The following is a 23,761-nucleotide window of genomic DNA, read 5'->3' as shown; positions in this document are numbered from 1 at the left end:
ACGTGAATAAGGGCGAGTTCGGACCAATGACCATCCAATATCGCATCGACCGCTCTCGCCCTGGTCTTCGACACCGTGTCCCTGATGGGGGTGCGACTGTCCAGGGTGCTCACCAAGGGCGTCATCAAGTGGGGCATCCGTAACGCTCGCGAGGCTTCGCCCGCCGCACTCAAACGAAAGTTAGATCGCCGCACCAGGATTCAGGATGCCCAGTGGGTCCAGCGCCTGCTTGATGCGCTGGTTCAGCGCCATCACCTCGGGCCCGAGATAGCCGTCCAGCCATGGCCGCTTCAGGCGGCCGACGCCGTGCTCGCCGGTGATCGTGCCGCCCAGGTCGACGGCCAGATCCATGATCTCGCCGAACGCGAGGTGCGCCCGCTCGGTCATCGCGGCGTCGGTGGGGTCGTAGACGATCAGCGGGTGCGTGTTGCCGTCGCCGGCGTGCGCGATCACCGAGATCATCAGGTCGCGCTCGGCGGCGATGTCCGCGATGCCGGTGACCAGCCGGCCCAGCGCCGGCAGCGGCACCCCGACGTCCTCGAGCAGCAGCGACCCCTTGGCCTCGACCGCGGGGATGCAGAAGCGGCGCGCGGCCACGAACGCCTCGCCCTCGTCGGCGTCGTCGGTGCAGAACACGTCAAGCGCGCCGTTCTCGGCGAACACCGATGCCATCAACTCGGCGTCCGCGGCCCCGGCGCCGCCCCGTTCATCGGAGCCGGCCACCAGCATGGCCGCCGCCCCGCGGTCCAGTTCCATGCGCAGCGTGTCCTCGACGGCGTTGATCGCCACCGAGTCCATGAACTCCAACATCGCGGGCCGCAGCCGCGCGGCGACTCCGAGCACCGCGTCGACGGCCGCCTCGACGGAGCCGAAGGTGGCCACCACGACGCTGGACGCGTTCTGTGCGGGCAGCAGTCGCAGCGTCACCTCGGTGACGATGCCCAGCGTGCCCTCGCTGCCGACGAACAGCTTCGTCAGCGAGAGCCCCGCCACGTCCTTGAGCCGCGGGCCGCCGAGCCGCACCGGCGTGCCGTCGGCCAGCACCACTTGCATGCCCAGCACGTAATCGGTGGTGACGCCGTACTTCACGCAGCACAGCCCGCCGGCGTTGGTGGCGATGTTTCCGCCGATGCTGCAGATCTCGAATGACGACGGGTCGGGCGGATACCACAGGCCGTATTCGGCGACGGCCTTCTTGACCTCGGCGTTGAACAGTCCGGGCTGGCAGACCGCGGTGCGGGTGACCGGGTCGACGGTGATGTCGCGCATCTTCTCCGTCGACAGCACGATGCCGTTGGCTAGCGCGGTCGCACCGCCGGACAGGCCGCTGCCGGCGCCCCGGGGCACCACCGGCACGCGATGGACGCTGGCCCAGCGCATGACGGTCTGGACGTCCTCGGTGCAGCGCGGCCGCACCACGGCCAGCGGGGTGCCGGCCGACGGGTCGAAGGCGCGGTCCTGCCGGTAGCCCTCGGTGATCGCCGGATCGGTGACGACCATCCCGTCGGGCAGCTTGGCGATCAGCTCGGCCAGGGCATCGGCAATCACGAACCGATCCTACGGGCGCTGCGGCGCTGTACAGTTGACCGATCTTGGAAGGGGCACGGTGTTCGGGCGCAGAGATCTCAGCAAAGTCGGCGTCCGCGCGTTCGCGGACGTCCTCGCCGCGGAGCAGTCGGCGATTTCGGTAACCGTCGGCAACCCGAATCTGGTTGGGAACACCGAGGTTCGCTGGAAGCTGCGCCTGCGGGTCACGCCCGACGGCAAACCGCCGTTCGAGGCCAGCGTCGCCGCGCTGCTGCCCCAGCTGAGCGCGCCACGCCCGGGCACCAGGCTGGCGGTGCTCTACGACCCGAAGGACCACGGCCGGGTTCAAATCGACCATCGGCCGGCCGGCACGGCCGACGTGGCGATCGACGCCGTGACCGCGGCCCGCCCCGACCTGGCGGGCGCTCAGGTCATGGGGATGCCGATGGGCGATGTCATCCGCCAGGCCGTCGCGGATCCCGGCCGATTCCGCGACGAGATGATGCGGCGCGGCGCCGAGATGCAACAGCAGGCGCTCGGGGCGGCGCAGGCGGCGCAAGCCCAGCCCGCCCAGCAGGACCCGCTTGACCGGCTCGAGAGGCTGGCCGCGCTGAAGGACCGCGGGCTGCTCACCGACGAGGAATTCGAGCAGCAGAAGCGCAAAATACTCGGCGACTGACGAGTCACGCCGGCGAATCCGCGGCGACTTCCGGCTCGCGATCCAATTCTCGCAGCGACGGCAGCCTGCACGCGACGAGCCCGATCGCCAGGATGGGCACCGCGAGCGTCAGGAAGGCGACCCGCAACCCGGCCGCGTCGGCCAGGGGACCGGCCACCAGCAAGCCCAGTGGTCCCGCCGCAAACATCAGCCCCGTCATCGCGCCGACGACCCGACCGCGCAGATGTTGCGGAGCCCGGGTCTGCATCACGTAGTTGTAGATCGGCTGGATCGGCCCGTAGACCAGGCCGGTCACCCCGCACAGCATCAGGATGACCGGCAACGGCGGCAGGAACGCGATGCCGACTGACGCCGCGCCGAAGGCCAGCGTCGCGGTCAGCACCGCGGTGCGGCGCCGCGTGTGCCTCGACAGCACCGCGTAGCCGAGCGCGCCCGCCACGCCGCCGACGCCGAGCGCAGCCAACGCCCAGCCCAACTGCTGGGGTTGCTGATGGTCGCTGAAGTATTTCGGAAACAGCACGCTTTCCATCGGCAGGTACAGGGCGGTGACGACGAGGTCGATCAGAGCGAGCGTGCGCAGCACCCGCAGGTTCCAGACGAATCGCAATCCTTCGGCGACCCCGGACACCAGACCGTCGGGTCTGCTCGCGTGGTGCGGCTTGCCGATGCCGTCGAGCCGAAGCGCCACAATTGCCAAGAACGACAGCCCGAAACAGCCCGCCGTGACCCACATCGTGTTGATGCCGCCGACCGCGGCGATCATCAAACCGCCGATGCCCGGACCCAAGATGTAGGCCAGGTTCAGGATCGCCTCGTAGACGCTGTTGGTGCGGTCCAGCGACCAGCCGGCGCGGGAAGCGGCCTCGGGCAGCATCGATTGGCGCGCCGTCGTGCCGGCCGGGTCGAAAGCGGCTGACAGGGCAGCCAACACGGCCAGCTCGGCGACGTTGATCGCGTCGGCCCCGATGCACCAGGCGAGCACCGGGACCGTGGCGACCGCCGTGCCCGACAGTGCATCGGAGACCAGTGAAACCCGGCGGCGGCCGAAGAAGTCGACCGCGGTGCCGGCGACGAGGGTCGATACCACCAGGGGCAGCGTCATGGAGGCGGCCACGATCGACGCGTCGCTCGCGGGGTCGTGTTGCTGCAACGCCAGCCACGGGAAGGCGATCAGCGAAATGCCCGTACCCGCGGTCGCCATCAGCGTGGCGAACAGGATGAGGGTGGCCGGGCCGCGGCTGGTGCTTTTCATCGGTTTTCCATGTGCTGTTCTTGACCGGACATCGCGGCTGAATCTAGCTCCCAAGTGCCGTTGCGACCACCGGATTTCACCATCACGGTCCGCTGAATGCAGGATGTTCATGTGCTCGCTCACCCGCGTACCGGCCAGTTGTTCGACTCGCCCGTCGAGCCCGGTACCGGATGGCCGGGCGATCCGGCCACTTCGCGAACCGCGGTTGCCGCCGACGCCGCGCAGGTTTCCACGCTGGCCGGCCGGGTCGGTTCCATCGCCGAACTCGATGCGCAGAGTAGCGTTTGCCGGGCCTGCCCGCGGCTGGTCAGCTGGCGCGAAGAGGTGGCCGGAGTCAAGCGCCGAAGCTTCGCCGACCAGCCGTACTGGGGACGCCCGGTGCCGGGCTGGGGGTCCGAGCGGCCCCGGCTGCTGATCGTCGGATTGGCGCCCGCCGCCAACGGCGCCAACCGCACCGGACGCATGTTCACCGGCGACCGGTCCGGCGACCAGTTGTATGCCGCCCTGTACCGGGCGGGCCTGGTGAACCAAGCAACCAGCGTCGACGCGGCGGATGGCTTGCGCGCCAAGCAGATTCGTGTCGTAGCACCGGTTCGCTGCGCGCCGCCGGGCAACGCACCGACCCCGGCGGAACGGGTGACCTGCTCGCCGTGGCTGGATGCCGAATGGCGGTTGGTCGCCGAGCACGTCCGCTGCATCGTGGCGCTGGGCGGATTCGCCTGGCAGGTCGCGCTGTGCCTGCCCGGTCTCGCCGCGGCCCCCAAGCCGCGGTTCGGGCACGGCGTGCTCGCCGAGCTGCCGTCCGGCGTCCGGTTGCTCGGTTGCTACCACCCCAGCCAGCAGAACATGTTTACCGGTAGGTTGACTCCGGCAATGCTCGACGATGTATTTCGCACCGCCAGGAAGCAGGCAGGGATTCGGTGACTGAAATCTTGATCTCCGGTGCCAGTGTCGCCGGTACTGCGTTGGCGTATTGGCTTGGACAGCATGGGTATTCGGCCACGGTCGTGGAAAGCCACCCCGGGCTGCGGCCCGGCGGGCAAGCGATCGACGTGCGGGGCCCAGCGCTCAAAGTGCTCGAACGCATGGGGTTGCTGGCCGCCGCCGCCGAGCGCAAGACCGGAATTCGCGGGTCGTCGGTCGTCGACCGCGACGGCAACGAGCTGTCCCGCGACACCGAGTCGACGCCGACCGGCGGCCCCATCGACAACCCCGACATCGAGCTGTTGCGTGACGATTTGGTCGAGCTGCTCTACGAGGCGACGCTGCCCAGGACCGAGTATCTGTTCGGGGACAGCGTCGCCGCGCTGGACAACCGCGGTGAATTCGTCGGCGTCACCTTCGAGAGCGGGTCGACCCGCCGATTCGACCTGGTCATCGGCGCCGATGGCTTGCACTCCAACGTGCGTCGGCTGGTCTTCGGGCCGGAGGATCGCTTCATCAAGAGACTGGGCACCTACGCGGCCATTTTCACCATTCCCAACTTCCTGAACTTGGACCACTGGCAGGTGTGGCACTACGGCGACAACACGATGGCCGGGGTGTACAGCGCGCGCAACAACTCCGAGGCGCGGGCGATGTTGGGGTTCATGGACAGCGAACTTCGCATCGCCTACCGCGACACCGAGGGGCACTTCGCGGAGCTGGAGCGGCGGATGACCGACGACGGCTGGATCCGGCCGCAACTGCTGCAGTACATGCGGACCGCGCCGGACTTCTACTTCGACGAGATGTCGCAGATCGTGCTGGATCACTGGTCGATCGGCAGGGTGGCCTTGGTCGGCGACGCCGCGTACTGCTGCTCGCCGCTGTCGGGCCAGGGCACCAGCGTCGCCCTGCTCGGCGCCTACATCCTGGCCGGCGAGCTCAAGATGGCCACCCAGGGCGAATGGATCGACCACGGCCGCGGCTTCATCAACTACTTCAAGCGTTTCCACAGCTACATCGAACGCACCCAATTCCTGGCCACCGACAACATTCCGGGGGGTGCGCCGATCTCGCAGGAGCAGTTCGACGCGATCGTGCGCTCGATCAGGCCGCTGGACTACTGAGCGCCGGACGGGAACGTTCTCGCCGGAGCGGGCGTTGAGGTCTTCGTGCGCCTCTCCGTCCTTGACCTCGTCCCGGTGCGCACCGACCAGTCGACCGGTGACGCGCTCGCGGCCACCGTGCAGCTGGCCCAGACCGCCGACCGCCTGGGCTTCACCCGCTACTGGGTCGCCGAACACCACAACATGCCGGCCGTCGGCGCCACCAGCCCGCCGGTAGTGCTGGCCTATCTGGCCGCGCAGACCACGCAGGTGTGGCTCGGTTCCGGCGGGGTGATGCTGCCCAATCACGCGCCACTGGCCGTCGCCGAGCAGTTCGCCCTGCTGGAAGCCGCCGCGCCGGGCCGGATCGACCTCGGCATCGGGCGCGCCCCGGGCTCCGACCCGGTGACCTCGTACGCGTTGCGGGGCGGCCGGGACGACCGCGACATTGAGAACTTCCCCGAGTATCTCGACGACGTCGCCGCGCTGATGAGTGCGCGCGGCGTGCGCGTCCCGCTGCGCTCCGGGGACTACCGGTTGCGGGCGACGCCCGCAGCCGTGGGCGAACCCCGCCTGTGGCTGCTCGGTTCGTCGATGTATTCGGCGCATCTAGCCGCCGCAAAGGGGCTGCCCTACGTGTTCGCCCACCACTTCTCCGGCCAGGGCACCGAGGAAGCACTCGAGGCCTATCGGTCCGGCTTCAGGCCCAGCGCCGCCACGCCGGAACCCGTGACGTTTCTGACGGTCAACGCCGCGGTGGCCGAAACCTGGGACGAGGCAACGGCATTGATGCTGCCCAACCTGCAGATGATGGCGCGGCTGCGCACCGGTCAGCCGCTGGGGCCGGTGCCGCTGGTCGAAGAGGCCGCGGTCGCGCAGCTGACGGAGCAGCAGCAACACATCGTGGACAGCGGGCTGCGGCGCGCCGTGCTGGGTACGCCCGCGGAGGCCGCAGGCCAGCTGCGGGACCTCGCCGAACACTTCGGCGTCGACGAGGTGATGGTCAACCCGGTCGCGTCAGCCCGGCGCGGCACCGACCCGGCCACCGCGCCGGCCCGGGTCGCGACGCTGGAGCTGCTGGCCAAGGAATTGTTCTAGCCGCTCAATCCCACGCGCCGGTCTGCTCGGCCTGTCGCGAGCGGGGATCGACCGCGTGCGCCGCGATCCATTCCTCCAACTCGGCCGACGGCACCGGCGGACTGTGCACGAAGCCCTGCGTGATCGTGCAGCCGTAGCGGCGCAACGCGCTCAGCGTGAATTCGTCCTCGACCCCCTCGGCGACCAGGTCGGCGCCGAGGCTGTGCGCCAGCGCCACCGTGGAGCGAACGATGGCGACCGAGCGCGGGTCGTGGGCCAGCCGAGCGACGAATACCCGGTCGAGTTTCAACTCGTCGACCGAGATATCCTGCAGCCGGGCCAGCGAAGACCACCCGGTGCCGTAGTCGTCGAGCGAGATGCGGACACCGCGGCGCTGCAACTCGGCCACGGTGTTGCGCGAGCGCGCCGAGTCGACCAGCGCGCTTTCGGTGATTTCGATGATGAGGGCGTCCGCGGGCAGGTTGTGCGTCCACAGCAGCCAGTCGATCGTGCCGACCAGGTCCAGGTCGATCAGGTTGGTCGTCGACAGGTTCACCGCGACGGACGAGGCGATGCCTTGTTGGCGCCAGACCTGGATCTGTTCGAGCGCGAGTTTGAGCGTGCGGTTGGCCAGCTTGCGCATCAGGCCGGCGCGTTCGGCGGCGGGCAGGATCTCCTCGGGATGCAGCAATCCGCGGGTGGGGTGGTTCCACCGCAGCAGCGCCTCGACGCTGTGCACGCTGCCGTCGAACGCGTTGATCTTGGGTTGGTAATACAGCGTCGGCTCGTTGCCTTTGACCAGCGCGGTGCGCAGTTCGTCGATGAAGTTCGGGTCGTTTTCCCGGTGCGAGTCGAATGCGCCGTCGTACACCGCGATCTTGCTGAGGGCGAATTTGGCGTAGGGAATGGCGGTTTCGGCGCGGCTCAGCAGCTCCTGCGGATGATCGCAATGGTCGGGGCACAGCGCAATGCCGACACACGCCTCGAGTCGGACGGTGATCGCGTCCAGTGCGAACGGCTCGCGCAGGGCCTCGAGCAGACTCGTCGCCTGCGCGCGTGCGCTGATCAGGTCCGCTTCCTCGGCCAGTAGGATCGCGAATTCGTCGTCCCCCACGCGGGCCAATACGTCCTCGCGGCGCACGCAGTTGGCGAGTCGATTTGCGATGTGGCGCAACAGCTCATCGGCGAAACGGGGGTCGATCGAGTCGTTGATCTCGTGGATTTCGTAGAAGTTGATCAACAGCAGTGCGGTGCGCGTCGACTCCCGCAGGGGCGACTCCGGTTCCGCCGGCGGGGGGCCGGACAGCGTTGTCAGGGAGGTCGCCAGCGACCGCCGATTGGGCAGCGCCATCAGCTCGTCGGTCATTGCGCTCTTGTGTGTTTCGGCCACCATGCTGACGTCGCGCAGGGTTGCCGAGAAGCGTACCGCGACCGCGATCACGGTCAGGGCGGCCAGGATGTCGGCGAGGACCGAATTGTGGCTCAGGACAATGATTCCCAAGGCTATAGCGGTGCACATCAGCGGGACGGCAGAGGAACGCAGGCCGCGCCGCGCCGGGGGTGGCGCCGACGAGCGAGGCGCCCAACTGGCCGTCGCCACCAACAGCGACGAAGCGGGCCAGACGGCGTCCAGGGTGGTGCCGACCCGGTATGAGCCCGCGGCGGTTTCGAACAGATATGCCATGTCCGCCACCGCGAACCCGGCGAGCCCCGCGATCAGCAAGGCCAATCGGAATTCATTGCGCCAGAACGGGATTGGCAGCATTCCGGCGGCCAGAATCAACAAGACCAGATCGCCCCAGGGATAGGCCAGGCCCACCAGTACGGTCGCCGGCGCGCGCGTCGCGGCCGCGTGCAGGGGCCCCGCCCGCAGCGCTGCCGCCAGCGCGGCCACCGCCAACCCGCACACCAGCGAATCGAGCCGGACCGAAAGGTTCGCCCATTTCAGGCGCACCCCGATGAGCAGCAGTAGGCCTAGGTAGACAAGCGGATAGAACGCCAGATATTCCGGATCGGCCAGCGAGGGCGACCGACCGTCCGGCACCCACAAGGCATAGACGATGTCGCCCATGGCCGAGCACAGCATGCCTGCCGCGATCAACCCCCACGCCAGACGATCGGCCCCGACCCGATATGCGCGGACGGCAATGAGCGCCGCCGCCAACACGTTCAACGCCGAGTACAAGAATTTGGCGACGAACGCAGTCTGACTGAGCTGCGGGTCGAGGACGCCCATGATGGCGAAGACGATCACGCCAACTGCCAACAGCGCCAGGGAAAATCGGATCGCCGGCGACGGCCACTGAATGCCCCCGGGTGCTTCACTCGGCGGGCGTCCGGTCGAGATCGCCAGCTGGGCGATCGGGCGTGGCGCCCGCGGCGGCGACGTGCTGGGCGTACGCCCGGCGGGTCGGCCGGCCGGAACCGGTTCTGCGGCGTCCGACGGCGCAGGCGGGTAGGGCAGGCTCGCGTCGGGGATGAAGCTGCGGATGCATTGGCCGCCTTCGCGCTTGGCGGCATACATGGCTAAGTCGGCGTGGCGCATCAATTGGTCGGCGGAGCTGTTGGACGCCATGCTGGCCACCGTGAAGCCGATGCTGGGCCGCACCACTATCGGGACGTTTTCGATCACTATCTCGGTCCGGAACGCCTCGAGGACGCGGTGTGCGGTCGCCTGCGTCTGTTCGACGGAACCTTCGACGAGGACGGCGAATTCATCACCGCCCAGGCGCGCAACGGTGCCCAGGTCGCCGACCGCACCGGTCAGGCGCCCGGCCACCCAGACCAGTAGCTCGTCCCCGGCGGGGTGGCCCAATGCGTCGTTGACCGATTTGAAGTTGTCGAGGTCGAGCCACAGCACGCCGAGCGACTTGACCTCGTGGCCGTTTCGAGTGACCGCTTCGTCGAGACGGTGCAGGAAGTGCGCGCGATTGGGCAGTCCGGTCAGGCTGTCGCGAAACGCTTCCCGCGCGACTTCCTTCAACAACTTCTGGTTTTCCACGAGCACGACGAATTGCCGGGCGAGCACCGCGGCGACCAGGATGCCCGACGCCATCAGCATCGGGCCGTGTTTCATCAGGCCGACCGCGTGCCCCAACCCGACGCCGGCGGCCAACACCAGCGGCAGATAGGGCAGCCACAGCAGGGGCCGCGACAAATTCTCGGTTTGGGATGCCGACGACCGCGGCTCTTTCACACTGGACAGCGCGGCCACCGCGAGCATTCCCAGCCCGGCCACCCGGCCCAGGTCGGCCAGCGCGGTGGCGTGATAGCTGCCCACGCCGGTGTGAAACACCGTCAGGATGTCGGAAATGTTGATTGTGGCCGTCCCGCCGGCGAGCAGGCTCCGGCTCGGCGGGTCGTTGGGGCGGCGGCGCGACAGCAACAGGATCGCGATCGTCAGCAAGATGACGTCGTTGAAGACATGCACCACGGTCGCGGGTCGCGAATCGCTGTGCTCGCGCAGCTGCTTGTCCAGTACGAAGACCCACGAGACCACGAACAACGACGTCGTGACGATCAAGCCGTCCAGTAGTAGGCGCCGCGGGCTGTGCCAGGAGGCCTGGGACAGCAGGACCAGCGACGCCATGGCGCCGAGGGGCCACAGGCAGAGCACGATCTCGGCGGCCGCCGGGTGGGTGGCGTGTTCCAGGTCCGGCCGCGCCTCGTAGACGGCCCAGATGACCTGACCGACCGCCCACCCCAGTACGCCCGTCACCAGTGCCAGCCAGCCGAGTCTGGCGCGGCCGACCGCACAGCGGGCCGCGTGACCGGCACACGCCGCGGTGAACACCAGACACAACACCACGGCGATGTCGTCGACCGGCCGGATCTCGTAGGTGCCCTCCCAGCCCCAGAAGGAGGAGGCCACGACCAGCCCGGCCGCCAGCGAGTAGAACCCGAGGATGAGCCAGCCGACGCGGGCGGGCAGCCGGAATCGCCGCCACGGATTCCTTCTCCCGCGTGTCATAGCAGCCACCCCGTCAACGCCTGGCGGTGACCGCACTAAGCTTCACCACGTTAACGCAGGATAGACCGCCGGATTGCGTTTGCCAGCGCTTTCTGCGGGCTTACTGACCGGCGTCGATGCGTGCCAGCGCAGCGCGCAGGATCTGACCGGTGGCCTCGCGGTCCGGATCCCGGCGCAGCACCACCCCCTTGGCGACCGAAAGCTTGTCGCCGTTGCGGCGCGGCAGTACATGCAGATGAATGTGGAACACGCTCTGAAAGGCGGCGCGACCGTCGTTGATGCCGATATTTGTCGCGTCGGCCAATTCCGTGCTGCGGGCCGCCAGGGCGATCCGCTGGCCGATGGTCGCCATCTCGCCCAATGTTTGTGGCGGGGTGTCGGTGAGGTCGACGGTGTGCCGCTTGGGCATCACCAGGGTGTGGCCCCGGGTGAACGGGCGGATGTCGAGGATGGCCAGGTAGCCGTCGTCTTCGTAGATTCGGATGGCCGGAGCTTCGCCGGCGACGATCGCGCAGAAAACGCAGGACATGCCGCCACGGTACTGGGCGGGGGATACGCTGCCGCAGTGGACGCTCGCGACCTTGCTTTTGCCGGCGCGGCCGCGCAGGCGCAGCTCCTGGCCGACGGCGCGCTGACCGCACCAGAGCTGCTCGAGGTCTACCTGGAACGGATCGCGCGGCTGGATAACCAGCTCGGTTGCTATCGCGTGGTGTTGACCGACAGCGCTCGCGACGAGGCCTATGCGGCCCAGGACCGGCTCGACGCCGGCGAGCGGCTGCCGCTGCTCGGCGTGCCGATCGCGATCAAGGACGACGTCGACATCGCCGGCCAGGTGACCGCCTACGGCAGCGGCGGCCACGGTCCGGCCGCCACCGCCGACGCGGAGGTGGTGCGGCGACTGCGCGCCGCGGGCGCCGTCATCCTCGGCAAAACCAACACGCCGGAACTGATGATCTTTCCCTTCACCGAGTCGCTGACGTTCGGGGCCACCCGCAATCCGTGGAATCCTGGACGGACGCCCGGGGGGAGTAGCGGCGGCAGTGCCGCCGCGGTGGCCGCCGGGCTGGCTCCGCTGGCACTGGGTTCCGACGGCGGTGGCTCGATCCGCATCCCGTCGGCGTGGTCCGGCCTGTTCGGGCTCAAGCCGCAACGCGATCGGGTGTCGCTGGAGCCCCGCGAGAACGCGTGGTACGGGTTGAGCGTCGACGGCCCGATCGCGCGTTCCGTGCTGGACGCGGCGGTGTTTCTCGACGCGACGTCCACCGTGGGCGCCCCGGAGGGCGAGTTCGTCGCTGCTGCCACCCGCGGGCCGGGAAAGCTGCGAATTGCCTTGAGCACCAGCGTTCCAACGGCTCCGGTGCGGGTCGGCAAGGAAGAGTTGACGGCAGTCGAGCAGGCCGGTGCGCTGCTGCGCGACCTGGGCCACGAGGTGATCGCCCGCGATCCCCGGTACCCCAGGGCCGCGATCTACGCGAACTTCCTGCCGCGTTATTTGCGCGGCATCAGCGACGACGCCGGCGCGCAGGCGCACCCGGAACGGCTGGAACCGCGCACCCGCAACATGGCCCGCCTCGGCTCGTTCTTCTCGGATCGGCGCATGGCCGCCGTCCGGGCGGCAGAGGAATCGGTGGCCGCGCGGATCCAGTCGATCTTCGACGACGTCGACGTGGTCCTCACCCCGGCGACCGCCGAGGGCCCGTCACGCATCGGCGCCTACCGGCGTCGCGGCGCGGTGTCGACGCTTTTACTGGTGGCGCAACGCGTTCCGTTCTTCCCGGTGTGGAACTTGACCGGTCAGCCCGCCGCGGTCGTGCCGTGGGACCTCGACGGCGACGGACTTCCGGTCGCCGTGCAGCTGGTCGGGCGGCCCCGCGACGAAGCGACGCTGTTGTCGCTCAGCGCGCAGATCGAACGGGCCCGACCGTGGGGGCACCGCCGACCGCCGGTGTCGTGACGGGGTTTACTGCGCTATCGCCCGCCAGGCGGCCAGCTTGACGCCCGGGCGCGCGGCGTGCGCCGGGCTGGTGGACGGCAGGCGCTGGAAGTCGAGTCGCTGCTGTGCGGGTACCAGCCTGCGGTAGAGCTCGGCGGCCTTGGCGCCGTTGAAGTACACCCGCGAGATGGTCGGGTAGTCGGCGAACAGCGCGCCAAAGTCGTTGACCACCAAGCTTTTCGGATCGATCGCGGAATCCGAGCTGCCGACGCGGCGGCACTGGCGCAGGACATCCCAGAGAGCGACATGCCGGGAGCGCAGCGTCCTTAGCCGGTCGTCGTAGGGTGCGGTGGCGTCGAATCCGAACAGCTCGCCGGCGATTGCCCAGAACGCATTTCGCGGATTGGCGTAGTACTGCCGGGTCGCCAGTGATTGGACGCTGGGGAACGAGCCGAGGATCAGCACCCTGGCGCGATCGTCGACGACCGGTGGGAATCCTTGGAGCAGCGCGGTGATCATCGCTGTCCATCATCGCTTGCACCTGATCGCTCGGCGGCGCTGTACGTTGGCCAGATGGGCGACGGTGTCCAAGGCAGTCATCGCGATATCGACGATCTGCTTGAGGGGCTGGACGGCGCCGCGCGCGCCGAACGCGCCGAGTTGGTGGCGTGGCTGTTCGAACAGGGCATCACCGCCGACGAGATCCGGGTGACCAATCCGCCGCTGCTGCTGGCCAGCCGCCACCTCGTCGGCGACGACGGCACCTACGTATCGACCCGCGAAATCAGCGAGACGTACGGCATCGACCTGGACCTGCTGCAGCGCGTCCAGCGCGCCATCGGCCTGGCCCGGGTGGACGATCCCGACGCGGTGGTGCACATGCGGGCCGACGGCGAAACCGCGGCCTACGCGCAGCGTTTCGTCGAGTTCGGCCTCAACCCGGATCAGGTGGTGCTCGTGGTGCGGGTGCTGGCCGAGGGCCTGTCGCGCGCGGCCGAGGTCATGCGCTTCACCGCGCTGTCGGCGATCATGCGTCCGGGCGCCACCGAGGTCGAGATCGCCCAGGCGTCCAAGGCGCTGGTCGGCCAGATCGCCCCGATGCTCGGCCCGATGATTCAGGACATGCTGTTCATGCACCTGCGCCACATGATGGAGACCGAGGCCGTCAACGCCGGCGAGCGGGCCGCCGGTAAGCCGCTTCCGGGAGCGCGTCAGGTCACGGTGGCCTTCGCCGACCTGGTCGGCTTCACCAGGCTCGGTGAGGTGGTGTCGGCCGAGGAGCTGGGACAGCTGGCCAACCGGCTGGCCGACCTCGCCCGCGACGTGACCGCACCGCCGGTGCGGTTCATCAAGACGATCGGTGACGCGGTCATGTTCGTCTGTCCCGAGCCGGCGCCATTGCTGGACGTCGTCGTGAAGCTGGTCGACATCGTCGACGGTGACAACGACTTTCCCCGGCTGCGGGCGGGGGCGGCGTCGGGGATGGCCGTGAGCCGGGCCGGCGACTGGTTCGGCAGCCCGGTCAACCTGGCGAGCCGGGTCACCGGGGTGGCGCGCCCGGGCACGGTGCTGGTAGCGGATTCGGTGTGGGATGCCGTCAGCGGCAGCGGCGAGTTTCACGGGTCGTTCGTTGCTGCGCGGCGCCTCAAAGGCATCAAGGCCGACGTCAAGCTGTTTCGGGTTCGCCGCGGCGGCGACCCCGCGATCGGATAGGGGCCGCGACGCCATAGGGCAGGCCCGGGCGACCTTGGGGGGCGTCAACTCCGTCTTGCGCGGGTCTTACGCGGCCGGCTTACTTCCCCTTCTCCGGCGCTTTGAATTGGTCGCTTCCGGGCCTGCTTCGTGTTCAAAAATACGCCTGCGATCAGCACATATCAACGGTCTTCTCAGCCTGAACCCGGCACCGCGGCAGGGTGTGTTCGCCCGGGGCGAAACGAGCTGTCGTTGCAGCTGTAATCATGTAATCATGTAATTATGAAATCACATCACTCCAACCGGCGTTACGGCCGCCCCGGGGGTTGGCAGCAGGCGCAGCAGCCCGACGCCGGCGACGCGCCGGAATGGTTCGCCGGACGCCTACCCGAAGCCTGGTTCGACGGCGACCCGACGGTCATCGTCGACCGTGAAGAGATCACGGTCATCGGAAAGCTGGCCGAATCCGACTCGACCGGAAACGACGAGAGCGAAGCCCGCGCGGCGGGCCGGGTCTCGCGCTTCCGCGAGGAAACCCGTTCGGAGCGAATGCATATCGCCGACGAAGCGCAGGACCGCTACGGCCGCAAGGTTTCCTGGGGTGTCGAGGTCGGTACCGAGCGAATCCTGTTCACCCACATCGCCGTACCGGTGATGACGCGCCTCAAGCAACCCGAACGTCAGGTGCTCGACACGCTGGTCGATGCCGGCGTCGCGCGGTCCCGCGCTGACGCGCTCGCGTGGTCGGTCAAGCTGGTCGGTGAGCACACCGAGGAGTGGCTGGCCAAGCTGCGCGACGCGATGTCGGCGGTCGACGACCTGCGCGCGGAAGGCCCCGATCTAGGTTCCTGACGAAACCGCTACTCGCTGTTGACCTTTGCCGCGATCTTGTCGATGATCTGGTCGCCCTGATTGGTGATGTGGTAGCCGCACGCGTTGATATCGATGATCACATTGTTGGCGACGCCCATGGACCGCTGGCACTCCCAGCCGTCGGCGCCTTCCTGGGTCTCCATCACCGAGATCTTCGGTGGCGTCCCCGCGAGTTGCGCGAACGTCCACCGGTAGGTCTTGTTCTTGCTCTTGTTCGTGACGGACACCGTCCTGCTGGCACAGTTCTTCCACTTCTCCACCGACGTCTGCAGGAACGAGTTGGCCTTGTCTGCCGACGGAAACAGCACCACGGCCTGATTGACCCAGTGGTCGTAGTTGTCGCCCGGTTCCGAGGACACCAGTCCGCTCACGCCCGTGTAGCCGCTGCCGGAGTACACCGGATCCTGGCTCGTGTAGAGCGCGCCCTGGCAGCTGGGCAGCGACAGCGTCACCGGGGAGCTATCCATCGACAAGATAGGCTTGCCCGGCTCCATGGTCGAGGAACCCATGACGGAGTTCATGTCCACGGGGTTGAGCAGCAGGGCGCTGAGGCGTTCGGGCGGTACCGGATCCAGCGGCGGCGGTGCCGGATCGGGTCGGGTGGCAAACCAGATGCCCACGCCACCGACAGCGACGAAGAACACCAGCACCACCGCGGCCACGATCGGCCATGGGTTGCGTTTGCGCTTGGCGGGCGGGCCCTGGTTCCATGGATTTGGACCGGAAAGATGTTGTGGCACAGGAATACTCGGCGGCGGTCCACCCCAGTTCCCGCCGGTCTGGTACTGCGGCGTGGGAACGGCGTAGCTCGGCGTGGGGACCGGCCCACTGCTGGGTGCCCAGGGCTGGCCGGCCGGTGGCTGTGGCGGCGGCTGGGGCCGCAGCGGCACTCCGGCGCTCATCTGCACGGTGCCGGGCATCGTCGCTTCCCGACTGCGGCGCAGGATGTCGACGGCGTGGTCTTGGTCGGGGTCGCTCAGTGCCTCGTGCGCGGCGGCGGCCAGATCGCCCGCGCTGGCGTAGCGGTCATCGGGGTTCTTGGCCATGCCGCGCGCGACGACCGCATCGAAGCCTTTCGGGATGCCCGACCGCACCGCGCTGGGCTCCGGGATGGGGCCGGTCATGTGGGCGTTGACCAGGACGCCGGCGCTGTCGGCTCGATACGGCGGCGCCCCGGTGAGACACTCGAACAGCACGCAGGCCAGCGCGTAGATGTCCGCGCGGTAGGTCACCTCGCCATTGCGGAATCGTTCCGGCGCCATGTATTTCCAGGTGCCCACCGCGGTTCCGAGCTGGGTGAGCTTTTCATCGGTGGTGGCGCTGGCGATGCCGAAGTCGACCAGGTAGGCGAAATCGTCCCGGGTGACCAGGATGTTGGGCGGCTTGACGTCCCGGTGCATGACCCCGGCCGCATGCGCGGCGTCGAGCGCCGACGCGATCTGGCTGATGATGGCCACCGCGCGTGGTGGGGTCAGTGGGCCGAACCGCTTAAGCAGGCTCTCCAGGTCGGTGCCCTCGACGAGGCGCATCTCCATGAACATCTTGCCGTCGATCTCGCCATACTCGTGGATCGGTACGACGTGGGGCTCCTGCAAACCGCCGGCGATTCGCGCCTCGCGCTTCATCCGCTCGCGGAACACTGGGTCCTGGCTGAACTGATCCGACATCAGCTTGACCGCCACGGTCCACTCTTTGACGGTGTGCTCGGCCTCGTAGACCTCGCCCATTCCGCCGCGGCCCAACAGTCGTTTCAGGTGGTAGGGGCCGAACATCGACCCTATGCGTGAGGCCTGCTCGTCGCTCATGCCGATCCTCCAAACCAACCCGAGACCAGCCGACAATATCAACGCGGCCCGCCCGGGGCGGGCATTCCGGACGCGGGGCGCCCGGCGGCTTGCCCGGCCGAGAACGGCAAACATTCTGCGCGCGGGCCGGCGCGCAGCCAAGGCCTAGTGCACCGTCGTGGCGCCGCCGCCCGGGACGATCTGGAAGGTGAACTCGTGGTCACAGATCCGGACGTGATCGCCGTCGTTCAACATGGCCGCCGAACGGACCCGCTGGTGCCGGACGTGCACTCCGTTGGACGACCGCAAGTCGTTGAGGATGTAGTTGGTGCCCGTGTCGATGATGACGGCGTGGTGACGGCTGACATTCGCGCTGTCCAGCACGATGTCGTTGTCGGACAGGCGCCCGATCCGGGTCGCCGTCGCCTGCAGTGGGTAGCTGCGGCCGGAGGTTTCGTGCAGGAACGCCACCGCCGAGCGCTCCGACACCTGGGTGTGTTTGTCGAGCACGGTAATCGTATGAGCGGCCGTGGTCTTGGCCGATTTCTTTGCGTCGAGCGGCTCTTGGCGAAGGATCCGCTCATTGAGGGTGCGCAAGGTCTGTCCCGGGTCGATCCCGAGTTCGTCGGCCAGCAGCGTCTTCACGCGCCGGTAGGCGGACAGGGCGTCGGATTGGCGGTCGGTGAGGTAATAGGCCGTGATCAGCTGGACCCACAGCGGCTCGCGGTACGGGTGTTCGGCGATCAGCGCTTCGAGTTCGGAGATCACGCCGGATGCACGCCCGCAAGCGATTTCGGCCTCGGCCAGCGCGGTGTGGATCAGCATTTTCTCCTCGACGAGAGCGGTGGCGAAGGTCTCGACGAATTCGAAGTCGCTCAAGTCCTCCAGCACCGGCCCGCGCCATTGCGCCAGGGCGGCGGACAGGTGCCGGCTGGCGTCCTCGAAGCGACTGGCCGCGGCCATGTGGATGCCGGCGGTCTTTTCGGCGATGAAACGCCCGAGATCACAACTGTTTTCGGCAACACTAAGGCGGTATCCCGGCGGTGCCGCGGCTAACGTGACGCGCGGGTCGATTCCTTCGCCGCTGAGCAGCTTGCGTAGATTCGAGACGTAGGAGTGGATACTCGCCCTCGCCCCCGAGGGCGGTTGGCCCGCCCACAACGCGCTGATAAGCCGCTCGACGCCGACCGGACTGTTGCGGTTCATCAGCAATATGGCCAGCACCGCGCGCTGCTTCGGGGTGCCAAGCGGCACCAAGGCACCGTCGACACGCATCTCCAACGGGCCGAGCAGGCCGAACTCGAGGCGTCTGTCTGCCATCGCCGCCCATCACCCCTTCCCGGTCTGGCCGAATGTCGGCCTGATTCCAGGCCCGATACCAATTGTGATACCACCCGCGTGGATTCGATAGTAAAACCGCATGATTCGGGCGTGACGCGTCGCTGCAGCCGGTCCCGATATAGGACCTCCTGGATTTTAATTCCGTTGTGCGGAAACTGATTAGGTGAGATTACTGGCCGGTTTCCGGCCCGCACGCCGCGTGACTAGGCCCGAAGCATGGCATGGTAGGCGCCGTGCCGGGCGAGGAGCTCGTCATGAGTGCCCTGTTCGACGATGCGGCCGGCCTGCATCACCAGGATGCGGTCGGCCTCGCGAATGGTCGAAAGGCGGTGCGCGATGATGAAACTCGTCCGGTCCTGTCGCAACTCGCCCATCGCGCGCTGGATCAGGGCCTCGGTGCGGGTGTCGACCGAGCTGGTTGCCTCGTCGAGGATTAACAACTGCGGGCGGGCGAGAAATGCGCGCGCGATCGTGATGAGTTGCTTCTCGCCGGTGCTGATGGTCGCGCCGTCCCCGCTGACCCGGGTCCGGTAGCCGGCCGGCAGGGTCTCGACGAACCGGTCCACGTAGGCGGCCGCTGCGGCGGCCATCACCTCTTCTTCCGTGGCGTCCGGTCGTCCGTACGCGATGTTCTCCGCGATCGTCCCCTCGAAGAGCCACGTGTCCTGCAGCACCATGCCGATGCGCGATCGCAGGTCCTGGCGGCTCATCGCGGTGATGTCGACGCCGTCGAGCAGGATCCGGCCGGAATCGACGTCATAGAACCGCATGAGCAGGTTCACCAGGGTGGTCTTGCCGGCCCCCGTCGGACCGACGATCGCGATCGTGCGGCCGGGCTCGGCCACCAACGACAGGTCCTCGATCACCGGGGTGCCCGGGCGATAAGCGAAGTCCACGTGCTCGAATTCGACGCGGCCGGGTAGCGGCGCGCGCTGGCCGTTCGGCGGGGGTCCCGGCGGACCGGCAACCGGTTGCCGGTCCGCCGCCTCCTCGGGCTGGTCGAGTAGGTCGAACACCCGCTCGGCGCTGGCCACCCCGGACTGCAGGGTGTTGTACATGCCAGCCACCTGGCCCAGCGGCGTGTTGAACTGCCGCACGTATTGGATGAACGCCTGGATGTTGCCCAGAGTGATGTGGCCGCCGGCGATCTGCAGGCCACCGATGACGGCGACCGCGACGTAACCGAGGTTGCCGACGAACGCCGTGGCCGGTGCGATGAGACCGGAAAAGAACTGAGAGCCGAAACTCGCGTGGTATACGTCGTCGTTGAACCTGCGGAACTTTTCGCGCGCCGCGGCCTGATGGCCGAACGTCTTGACGATGGTGAATCCGCTGTAAGTCTCTTCGATGTGCGCGTTGAGCCGCCCGGTGCTGGTCCACTGCGCCACGAACAGCCGACGCGAACGGCGTGCGATTGCCCGCGTGACCGCGAGCGAAATTGGCACGGCCAGCACGGTGATCAGCGCCAGCAGCGGCGAGATCAAGACCATCATGGCGAGCACGGCCACCACGGTGAGAGTCGACGTCAACAGCTGGCTGATCGTCATCGACAGCGACGACTGGAGGTTGTCGATGTCGTTGGTCACCCGACTGAGCAGCTCGCCGCGCTGACGCCCGTCGAAGTAGGACAGCGGCAGCCGATGGATCTTGTCTTCGACGTCGGACCGCAACGCGAGGATCGTGCGCTGTAGGGTGACGTTGAGCAGCCGGGCCTGCGCCCAAATAAGCAGCGCAGCAACAAGATACAGGGCCAGAGCGAGCATCAGGGTGCGCGCGACCGCGCCGAAGTCCACGCCGCGTCCGGGTACCACGTTCATCCCGGACAGCAAGTCGGCGAAGGCGTTGTCGCCGTGCGACCGGGCCGCGGCGACGGCCTGGGCTTTGGTGATCCCCGCGGGCAGCCTGCGCCCGATCACTCCGTTGAACAGCAGATCGGTCGCGTGGCCCAGGATTCGCGGCACCACGACGCCGATCGCCGTCCCGGTGATGCCCAACGCGATGACGGACAGCGCCAGGTTTCGTTGTGGTGCAAGCCTTTTGACCAGTCGGATCGCCGATTCCCAGAAGTCCGTCACGGTGCACGCCCGACTTCCACCGTCTGGGAGTCGGCGAATTCCGCGTAGGTGGGGCAGTCGGCCAGCAGCGATTCGTGCGTGCCCGCGCCGACGAGGCGCCCGTTGTCGATGACGATGACCTGGTCGGCTTCGGCGGCGGTCGCAATGCGTTGGGTGACAACGATGATCGTCGCGTCACCGGATATTTCGCGCAGCGCGGCACGGACCCGGGAGTCGGTGTGCACGTCCAGGGCGGAGAAGGCGTCGTCGAACAGATAGATGGCGGGGCGGCGGATGACGGCGCGCGCGATGGCCAGCCGTTGCCGTTGTCCACCGGAGAAGTTGCCCCCGCCCTGGGCCACCCGCATCTGCAGCCGGTCTTTGTCGGCCCGCACGAAGTCGTCGGCGGCGGCGATGCGCAGCGCCTCCCACATCTGGTCGTCGGTGAGCACCTGGCCCGGGGCCGCGCCGTAGCGCAGGTTTTCCGCGACGGTCCCGGAGAACAGATAGCCGCGCTGGGGGACCAGCCCGATCGCCGACCACAGCCGCTCGGTCTGGTATTCGCGGACGTCGACGCCGTCGACGACGACCGCGCCGGCCGTCACGTCGTAGAGCCGGCAGATCAGCGAAAGCAGCGTCGACTTGCCCGAACCCGTGCTGCCCACCACCGCTGTCGTGGTCCCGGGCCGCGCGGTGAACGAGATGCCCTGCAGCACAGGGCGATCGGCACCGAAGTAGCGGAAGCCCACGCCGTCCACACGCAGCGCGCCGGTGATCCCGGCGGCGGGGAACTGGGGTCGTTGTGGGCTGCCGATGGCGGGGCGGGTCGACAGCACTTCGGTGATCCGGTCGGCGCACACCGACGCCCGCGGCAGCACCACCAGCGTCATCGTCGCCATCAACACCGCCATCAGGATCTGGGTGAAGTAGGCCAGGAAGGCGGTCAGCGAGCCGACCTGCATCTGGCCGCGGTCGATGCGCAGCCCGCCGAACCAGATCAGCGCGACGCTGGACACGTTGATGGTCAGCGTGGTCACCGGCAGCATCAGCGCCTGCCATGTGCCGGCGGTCAGCGAGGCGTCCGACAGCGCCGCATTGGCGCGGGCGAACCGGTCGCGTTCGAAGCCCTCGCGGGTGAACGCCCGCACCACGCGCACGCCGGCCAGCTGGTCGCGAAGTACCCGGTTGATGCCGTCGATCAGGCTCTGCATGCTGCGGAACAAGGGCAGCATGCGGGACATGATCAAGTAGTTGGTGATGCCCAGCACTGGAACGCTGACCACCAGCAGCCACGTCAACGCGGCCTCCTGGTGGATGGCCATGAAGATTCCGCCGACGCACATGATCGGCGCGGTCACCAGGACGGTGGCCCCGATCTGGACCAGGTATTGAATTTGCCGGACGTCGTTGGTGGTGCGGGTCAGCAAGGTCGGCGCGCCGAACCGGGCGGTCTCCGGCTCGGAGAACGTGGTGACGTGTTCGAACATCGCCCACCGCAGATCGCGCCCGAACCCCATCCCGGTCCGCGACCCGAAGTAGACGGCCCCGACCGCGCACAATGCCTGCAGTCCGGTGACTGCCAGCATCACCCCGCCGAGGCGGACGATCGTCGCCGCGTCGCCCTTGGAGACGCCGTCGTCGATGATCGCGGCGTTGACCGTCGGCAGGTACAGCGACGCCAGGGTGCTGATCAGCTGGAGCGCCATCAGCGCCGCGACCAGCCGGCGGTAGGGCCGGATGTACTGGCGCAGCAGTGCCAGGAGCATTTGGTAACTGTCGCACACTGTCGCCGACGCGGGCTGGAGCGGCGCCGCCGGGTTGCGCGCTCCGACCGCATCCGGCGAAACCATTGAAATGCCTGCTCAGCTGGCGCGTCGGTGGTTGACCCGCTGGGCGGCCGCTACAGTGCATCGTGTGGACCAGCGACGGGCTGAGGCGAAGCGGGGTAGTGGTGCGGCGTAACCGACTGGCGCTGGCCCTCGCGGCGTTGGCCACGATTTTGGTCCTTGCCGGCTGCTCGAGTTCCGGTGACAACAAGCCCGGAGCGACGACGTCGGCGGCGCCCGGCGATTCCGAGGGCCACCACGGACCGATGTTCCCGCAATGTGGCGGCATCAACGATCAGACGGTGGCGCAACTGACCAAGGTGTCGGGGCTGAACAACACCGCCCGCAACTCCGTCGGATGCCAGTGGCTGGCTGGCGGTGGCATCCTCGGCCCGCACTTCTCGTTTTCCTGGTATCGCGGCAGCCCCATCGGACGGGAACGCAAGACCGAGGAACTATCGCGCGCCAGCGTCGACGACATCAACATCAACGGGCACAGCGGCTTCATCGCGGTCGGAAACGAGCCCAACCTGGGTGACTCGCTGTGCGAGGTTGGGATCCAGTTCCAGGACGACTTCATCGAATGGTCGATCAGCTTCAGCCAGAAGCCGTTCCCGCCTCCGTGCGATATCGCCAAAGAGCTGGCCCGCCAGTCGATTGCGAATTCGAAATGACGTGGCGTGGTGCGCGCTGTGCGGCCGCGGTGATCACCGCGCTGGCGGTGCTGACCGGTTGTTCGGAATCCATTGGCGGCAAGGCGGTCAAGGCCGGTGGCAACGTCCCGCGCAACAACAACTCGCAGCAGCAGTATCCGAACCTGCTCAAGGAATGCGAAGTCCTGACCAGTGACATCCTGGCCAAGACCGTGGGCGCCGATCCACTGGACATCCAGAGCACGTTCGTCGGTGCGATCTGTCGGTGGCAGGCGGCCAACCCCGCCGGGCTGATCGACATCACCCGGTTCTGGTTCGAGCAGGGCAGCCTGAGCGAGGAGCGCAAGGTCGCCGACTTCCTGAAGTACAAGGTCGAGCAGCGCGCCATCGCGGGCGTGGCGTCCATCGTGATGCGCACCGACGACCCGAACGGTGCCTGCGGCGTGGCCAGCGACGCGGCGGGCGTGGTCGGCTGGTGGGTCAATCCCCAGGCCCCGGGCATCGACGCGTGCGCGCAGGCCCTCAAGCTCATGGAGCTGACGCTGTCCACCAACTCCTAGCTGTTGCTTTCAGCGCGGGACGTGGAACTCGACTAGCGCGGCGCTGCCGAGTTCCACGCCAGCCCAGCCGCCGGTCACCGTGAACACCGCGATCGCCGACGTCGGGAACTTCTCCGAAAGGCGTTGCAATGCTTCGGCATCGGTGCCGTTGGCCCCCGCCAGCCCCAGGGTGACCTCCGACAGCGTCGGTTCGTGCCCGACTACCAGCAAGGTGGCGACTTCGTCGGCGACTCCGTTGATTTCGTCGATCATCGTCCCGGGGGCAGCGCCGTAGAGGCGCTCGCGGTATTGCACCGGGGCGTCAATGCCGGCCTCGGCCAGGGTCTGCCGCGTGCGCGTGGCCGTGGAGCACAGCACAGCGTCGATGCGGGGCGCGTTGGCGCGCAGCCAATCACCGGCCAGCCCGGCTTCCCGAATGCCGCGAGGCGCCAGCGGGCGCTCGTGGTCGAAAACGTCGGGCGGGTACGCGGATTTCGCATGCCGCATGAGCAGCAGGGTGCGCCGGAATTC

19 protein-coding genes are annotated in these 23,761 nt (G+C 68.0%); 9 read left to right on the top strand and 10 right to left on the bottom strand.

Features of this window, described 5'->3' with window-relative positions:
- Positions 1-180: 180 nt before the first annotated feature.
- Positions 181-1,548 (bottom strand): FAD-binding oxidoreductase, encoded by a 1,368-nt coding sequence (locus MSG_RS18620; protein ID WP_096441884.1) that lies wholly within the window; start codon positions 1,546-1,548, stop codon positions 181-183.
- Positions 1,549-1,606: 58 nt separating this feature from the next.
- Here MSG_RS18620 and MSG_RS25710 point away from each other — a divergent pair, with 58 nt between their 5' ends.
- Complete coding sequence (locus MSG_RS25710) at positions 1,607-2,206, top strand: SHOCT domain-containing protein (protein WP_232011076.1); 600 nt, start codon at positions 1,607-1,609, stop codon at positions 2,204-2,206.
- Between the two features lie 4 nt (positions 2,207-2,210).
- On the opposite strand, the gene MSG_RS18610 is transcribed toward MSG_RS25710, so the two are convergent.
- Positions 2,211-3,458 (bottom strand): MFS transporter, encoded by a 1,248-nt coding sequence (locus MSG_RS18610; RefSeq protein ID WP_096441882.1) that lies wholly within the window; start codon positions 3,456-3,458, stop codon positions 2,211-2,213.
- Between the two features lie 96 nt (positions 3,459-3,554).
- On the opposite strand from MSG_RS18610, the gene MSG_RS18605 reads away from it, so the two are divergent.
- The 3 genes from MSG_RS18605 to MSG_RS18595 are packed head-to-tail and all read left to right on the top strand — an operon-like array spanning position 3,555 to position 6,586.
- Positions 3,555-4,382 carry a uracil-DNA glycosylase gene (locus MSG_RS18605; RefSeq protein WP_096441880.1) on the top strand — a complete coding sequence of 276 codons (828 nt, stop codon included), beginning with the start codon at positions 3,555-3,557 and terminating at the stop codon, positions 4,380-4,382.
- Positions 4,379-5,509: an FAD-binding protein gene (locus MSG_RS18600; RefSeq protein ID WP_096441878.1), complete on the top strand. Its 1,131-nt coding sequence runs from the start codon at positions 4,379-4,381 to the stop codon at positions 5,507-5,509. The genes MSG_RS18605 and MSG_RS18600 overlap by 4 nt, the downstream gene beginning before the upstream one ends.
- 45 nt (positions 5,510-5,554) lie before the next feature.
- A complete protein-coding gene (locus MSG_RS18595) occupies positions 5,555-6,586 on the top strand; it encodes an LLM class flavin-dependent oxidoreductase (RefSeq protein WP_096441876.1) in 1,032 nt (343 codons plus the stop codon).
- 4 nt (positions 6,587-6,590) lie between these two features.
- Here MSG_RS18595 and MSG_RS18590 read toward each other — a convergent pair whose 3' ends face one another.
- Together MSG_RS18590 and MSG_RS18585 are read right to left on the bottom strand one after the other, a co-directional pair.
- Positions 6,591-10,535, bottom strand: a complete 3,945-nt coding sequence (locus MSG_RS18590; protein WP_096441874.1) for a diguanylate cyclase domain-containing protein — start codon at positions 10,533-10,535, stop codon at positions 6,591-6,593.
- A 100-nt stretch (positions 10,536-10,635) separates the two neighbouring features.
- The gene (locus MSG_RS18585; protein ID WP_096441872.1) at positions 10,636-11,064 is read right to left on the bottom strand and encodes an HIT family protein; all 429 of its coding nucleotides are present in this window, start codon (positions 11,062-11,064) and stop codon (positions 10,636-10,638) included.
- A gap of 36 nt (positions 11,065-11,100) precedes the next feature.
- On the opposite strand from MSG_RS18585, the gene MSG_RS18580 reads away from it, so the two are divergent.
- Positions 11,101-12,489 carry an amidase gene (locus MSG_RS18580; RefSeq protein ID WP_096441870.1) on the top strand — a complete coding sequence of 463 codons (1,389 nt, stop codon included), beginning with the start codon at positions 11,101-11,103 and terminating at the stop codon, positions 12,487-12,489.
- A gap of 6 nt (positions 12,490-12,495) precedes the next feature.
- Here MSG_RS18580 and MSG_RS18575 read toward each other — a convergent pair whose 3' ends face one another.
- Positions 12,496-12,987 (bottom strand): DNA-deoxyinosine glycosylase, encoded by a 492-nt coding sequence (locus MSG_RS18575; protein WP_096441868.1) that lies wholly within the window; start codon positions 12,985-12,987, stop codon positions 12,496-12,498.
- 54 nt (positions 12,988-13,041) lie between these two features.
- Between MSG_RS18575 and MSG_RS18570 the strand changes: the two genes are divergently transcribed.
- Positions 13,042-14,181, top strand: coding sequence for an adenylate/guanylate cyclase domain-containing protein (locus tag MSG_RS18570; RefSeq protein WP_096441866.1), 1,140 nt, complete (start codon positions 13,042-13,044; stop codon positions 14,179-14,181).
- 261 nt (positions 14,182-14,442) lie between these two features.
- Positions 14,443-15,012: a hypothetical protein gene (locus MSG_RS18565; RefSeq protein ID WP_096441864.1), complete on the top strand. Its 570-nt coding sequence runs from the start codon at positions 14,443-14,445 to the stop codon at positions 15,010-15,012.
- A gap of 8 nt (positions 15,013-15,020) precedes the next feature.
- On the opposite strand, the gene MSG_RS18560 is transcribed toward MSG_RS18565, so the two are convergent.
- From MSG_RS18560 to MSG_RS18545, 4 genes are all read right to left on the bottom strand, one after another.
- The gene (locus MSG_RS18560; protein ID WP_096441862.1) at positions 15,021-16,838 is read right to left on the bottom strand and encodes a serine/threonine-protein kinase PknH/PknJ; all 1,818 of its coding nucleotides are present in this window, start codon (positions 16,836-16,838) and stop codon (positions 15,021-15,023) included.
- Positions 16,839-16,982: 144 nt separating this feature from the next.
- Entirely contained in the window at positions 16,983-18,137 is a 1,155-nt protein-coding gene (locus tag MSG_RS18555; RefSeq protein WP_096441860.1) for a BTAD domain-containing putative transcriptional regulator, read from the bottom strand.
- A gap of 224 nt (positions 18,138-18,361) precedes the next feature.
- A complete protein-coding gene (locus tag MSG_RS18550; RefSeq protein WP_232011310.1) occupies positions 18,362-20,272 on the bottom strand; it encodes an ABC transporter ATP-binding protein in 1,911 nt (636 codons plus the stop codon).
- Complete coding sequence (locus tag MSG_RS18545; protein ID WP_096444654.1) at positions 20,230-21,978, bottom strand: ABC transporter ATP-binding protein; 1,749 nt, start codon at positions 21,976-21,978, stop codon at positions 20,230-20,232. The genes MSG_RS18550 and MSG_RS18545 overlap by 43 nt, the downstream gene beginning before the upstream one ends.
- A gap of 185 nt (positions 21,979-22,163) precedes the next feature.
- Here MSG_RS18545 and MSG_RS18540 point away from each other — a divergent pair, with 185 nt between their 5' ends.
- Complete coding sequence (locus MSG_RS18540) at positions 22,164-22,712, top strand: DUF3558 domain-containing protein (RefSeq protein WP_096444653.1); 549 nt, start codon at positions 22,164-22,166, stop codon at positions 22,710-22,712.
- The gene (locus tag MSG_RS18535; protein ID WP_096441856.1) at positions 22,709-23,251 is read left to right on the top strand and encodes a DUF3558 domain-containing protein; all 543 of its coding nucleotides are present in this window, start codon (positions 22,709-22,711) and stop codon (positions 23,249-23,251) included. Before MSG_RS18540 ends, MSG_RS18535 begins: the two co-directional genes overlap by 4 nt.
- Before the next feature lie 9 nt (positions 23,252-23,260).
- On the opposite strand, the gene MSG_RS18530 is transcribed toward MSG_RS18535, so the two are convergent.
- Positions 23,261-23,737: a SixA phosphatase family protein gene (locus MSG_RS18530; RefSeq protein WP_096444652.1), complete on the bottom strand. Its 477-nt coding sequence runs from the start codon at positions 23,735-23,737 to the stop codon at positions 23,261-23,263.
- Positions 23,738-23,761 lie beyond the last annotated feature (24 nt).

It is taken from the genome of Mycobacterium shigaense (genome assembly GCF_002356315.1).
GTDB lineage: Bacteria > Actinomycetota > Actinomycetes > Mycobacteriales > Mycobacteriaceae > Mycobacterium > Mycobacterium shigaense.
The sequence above is the reverse complement of the archived record's forward strand: the minus strand, read 5'-3'. Positions and strand labels throughout refer to the sequence as shown.

What these genes read in the sequence shown, in the direction of transcription:
- MSG_RS18605 (WP_096441880.1), top strand. Translation starts at nt 3,555, where the DNA reads ATGCAGGATGTTCATGTGCTCGCTCACCCGCGTACCGGCCAGTTGTTC.
- MSG_RS18575 (WP_096441868.1), bottom strand. Translation starts at nt 12,987, where the DNA reads ATGATCACCGCGCTGCTCCAAGGATTCCCACCGGTCGTCGACGATCGC.
- MSG_RS18565 (WP_096441864.1), top strand. Translation starts at nt 14,443, where the DNA reads ATGAAATCACATCACTCCAACCGGCGTTACGGCCGCCCCGGGGGTTGG.
- MSG_RS18610 (WP_096441882.1), bottom strand. Translation starts at nt 3,458, where the DNA reads ATGAAAAGCACCAGCCGCGGCCCGGCCACCCTCATCCTGTTCGCCACG.
- MSG_RS18535 (WP_096441856.1), top strand. Translation starts at nt 22,709, where the DNA reads ATGACGTGGCGTGGTGCGCGCTGTGCGGCCGCGGTGATCACCGCGCTG.
- MSG_RS18590 (WP_096441874.1), bottom strand. Translation starts at nt 10,535, where the DNA reads ATGACACGCGGGAGAAGGAATCCGTGGCGGCGATTCCGGCTGCCCGCC.
- MSG_RS18570 (WP_096441866.1), top strand. Translation starts at nt 13,042, where the DNA reads ATGGGCGACGGTGTCCAAGGCAGTCATCGCGATATCGACGATCTGCTT.
- MSG_RS18560 (WP_096441862.1), bottom strand. Translation starts at nt 16,838, where the DNA reads ATGAGCGACGAGCAGGCCTCACGCATAGGGTCGATGTTCGGCCCCTAC.
- MSG_RS18530 (WP_096444652.1), bottom strand. Translation starts at nt 23,737, where the DNA reads ATGCGGCATGCGAAATCCGCGTACCCGCCCGACGTTTTCGACCACGAG.
- MSG_RS18585 (WP_096441872.1), bottom strand. Translation starts at nt 11,064, where the DNA reads ATGTCCTGCGTTTTCTGCGCGATCGTCGCCGGCGAAGCTCCGGCCATC.
- MSG_RS18545 (WP_096444654.1), bottom strand. Translation starts at nt 21,978, where the DNA reads ATGCTCCTGGCACTGCTGCGCCAGTACATCCGGCCCTACCGCCGGCTG.
- MSG_RS18555 (WP_096441860.1), bottom strand. Translation starts at nt 18,137, where the DNA reads ATGGCAGACAGACGCCTCGAGTTCGGCCTGCTCGGCCCGTTGGAGATG.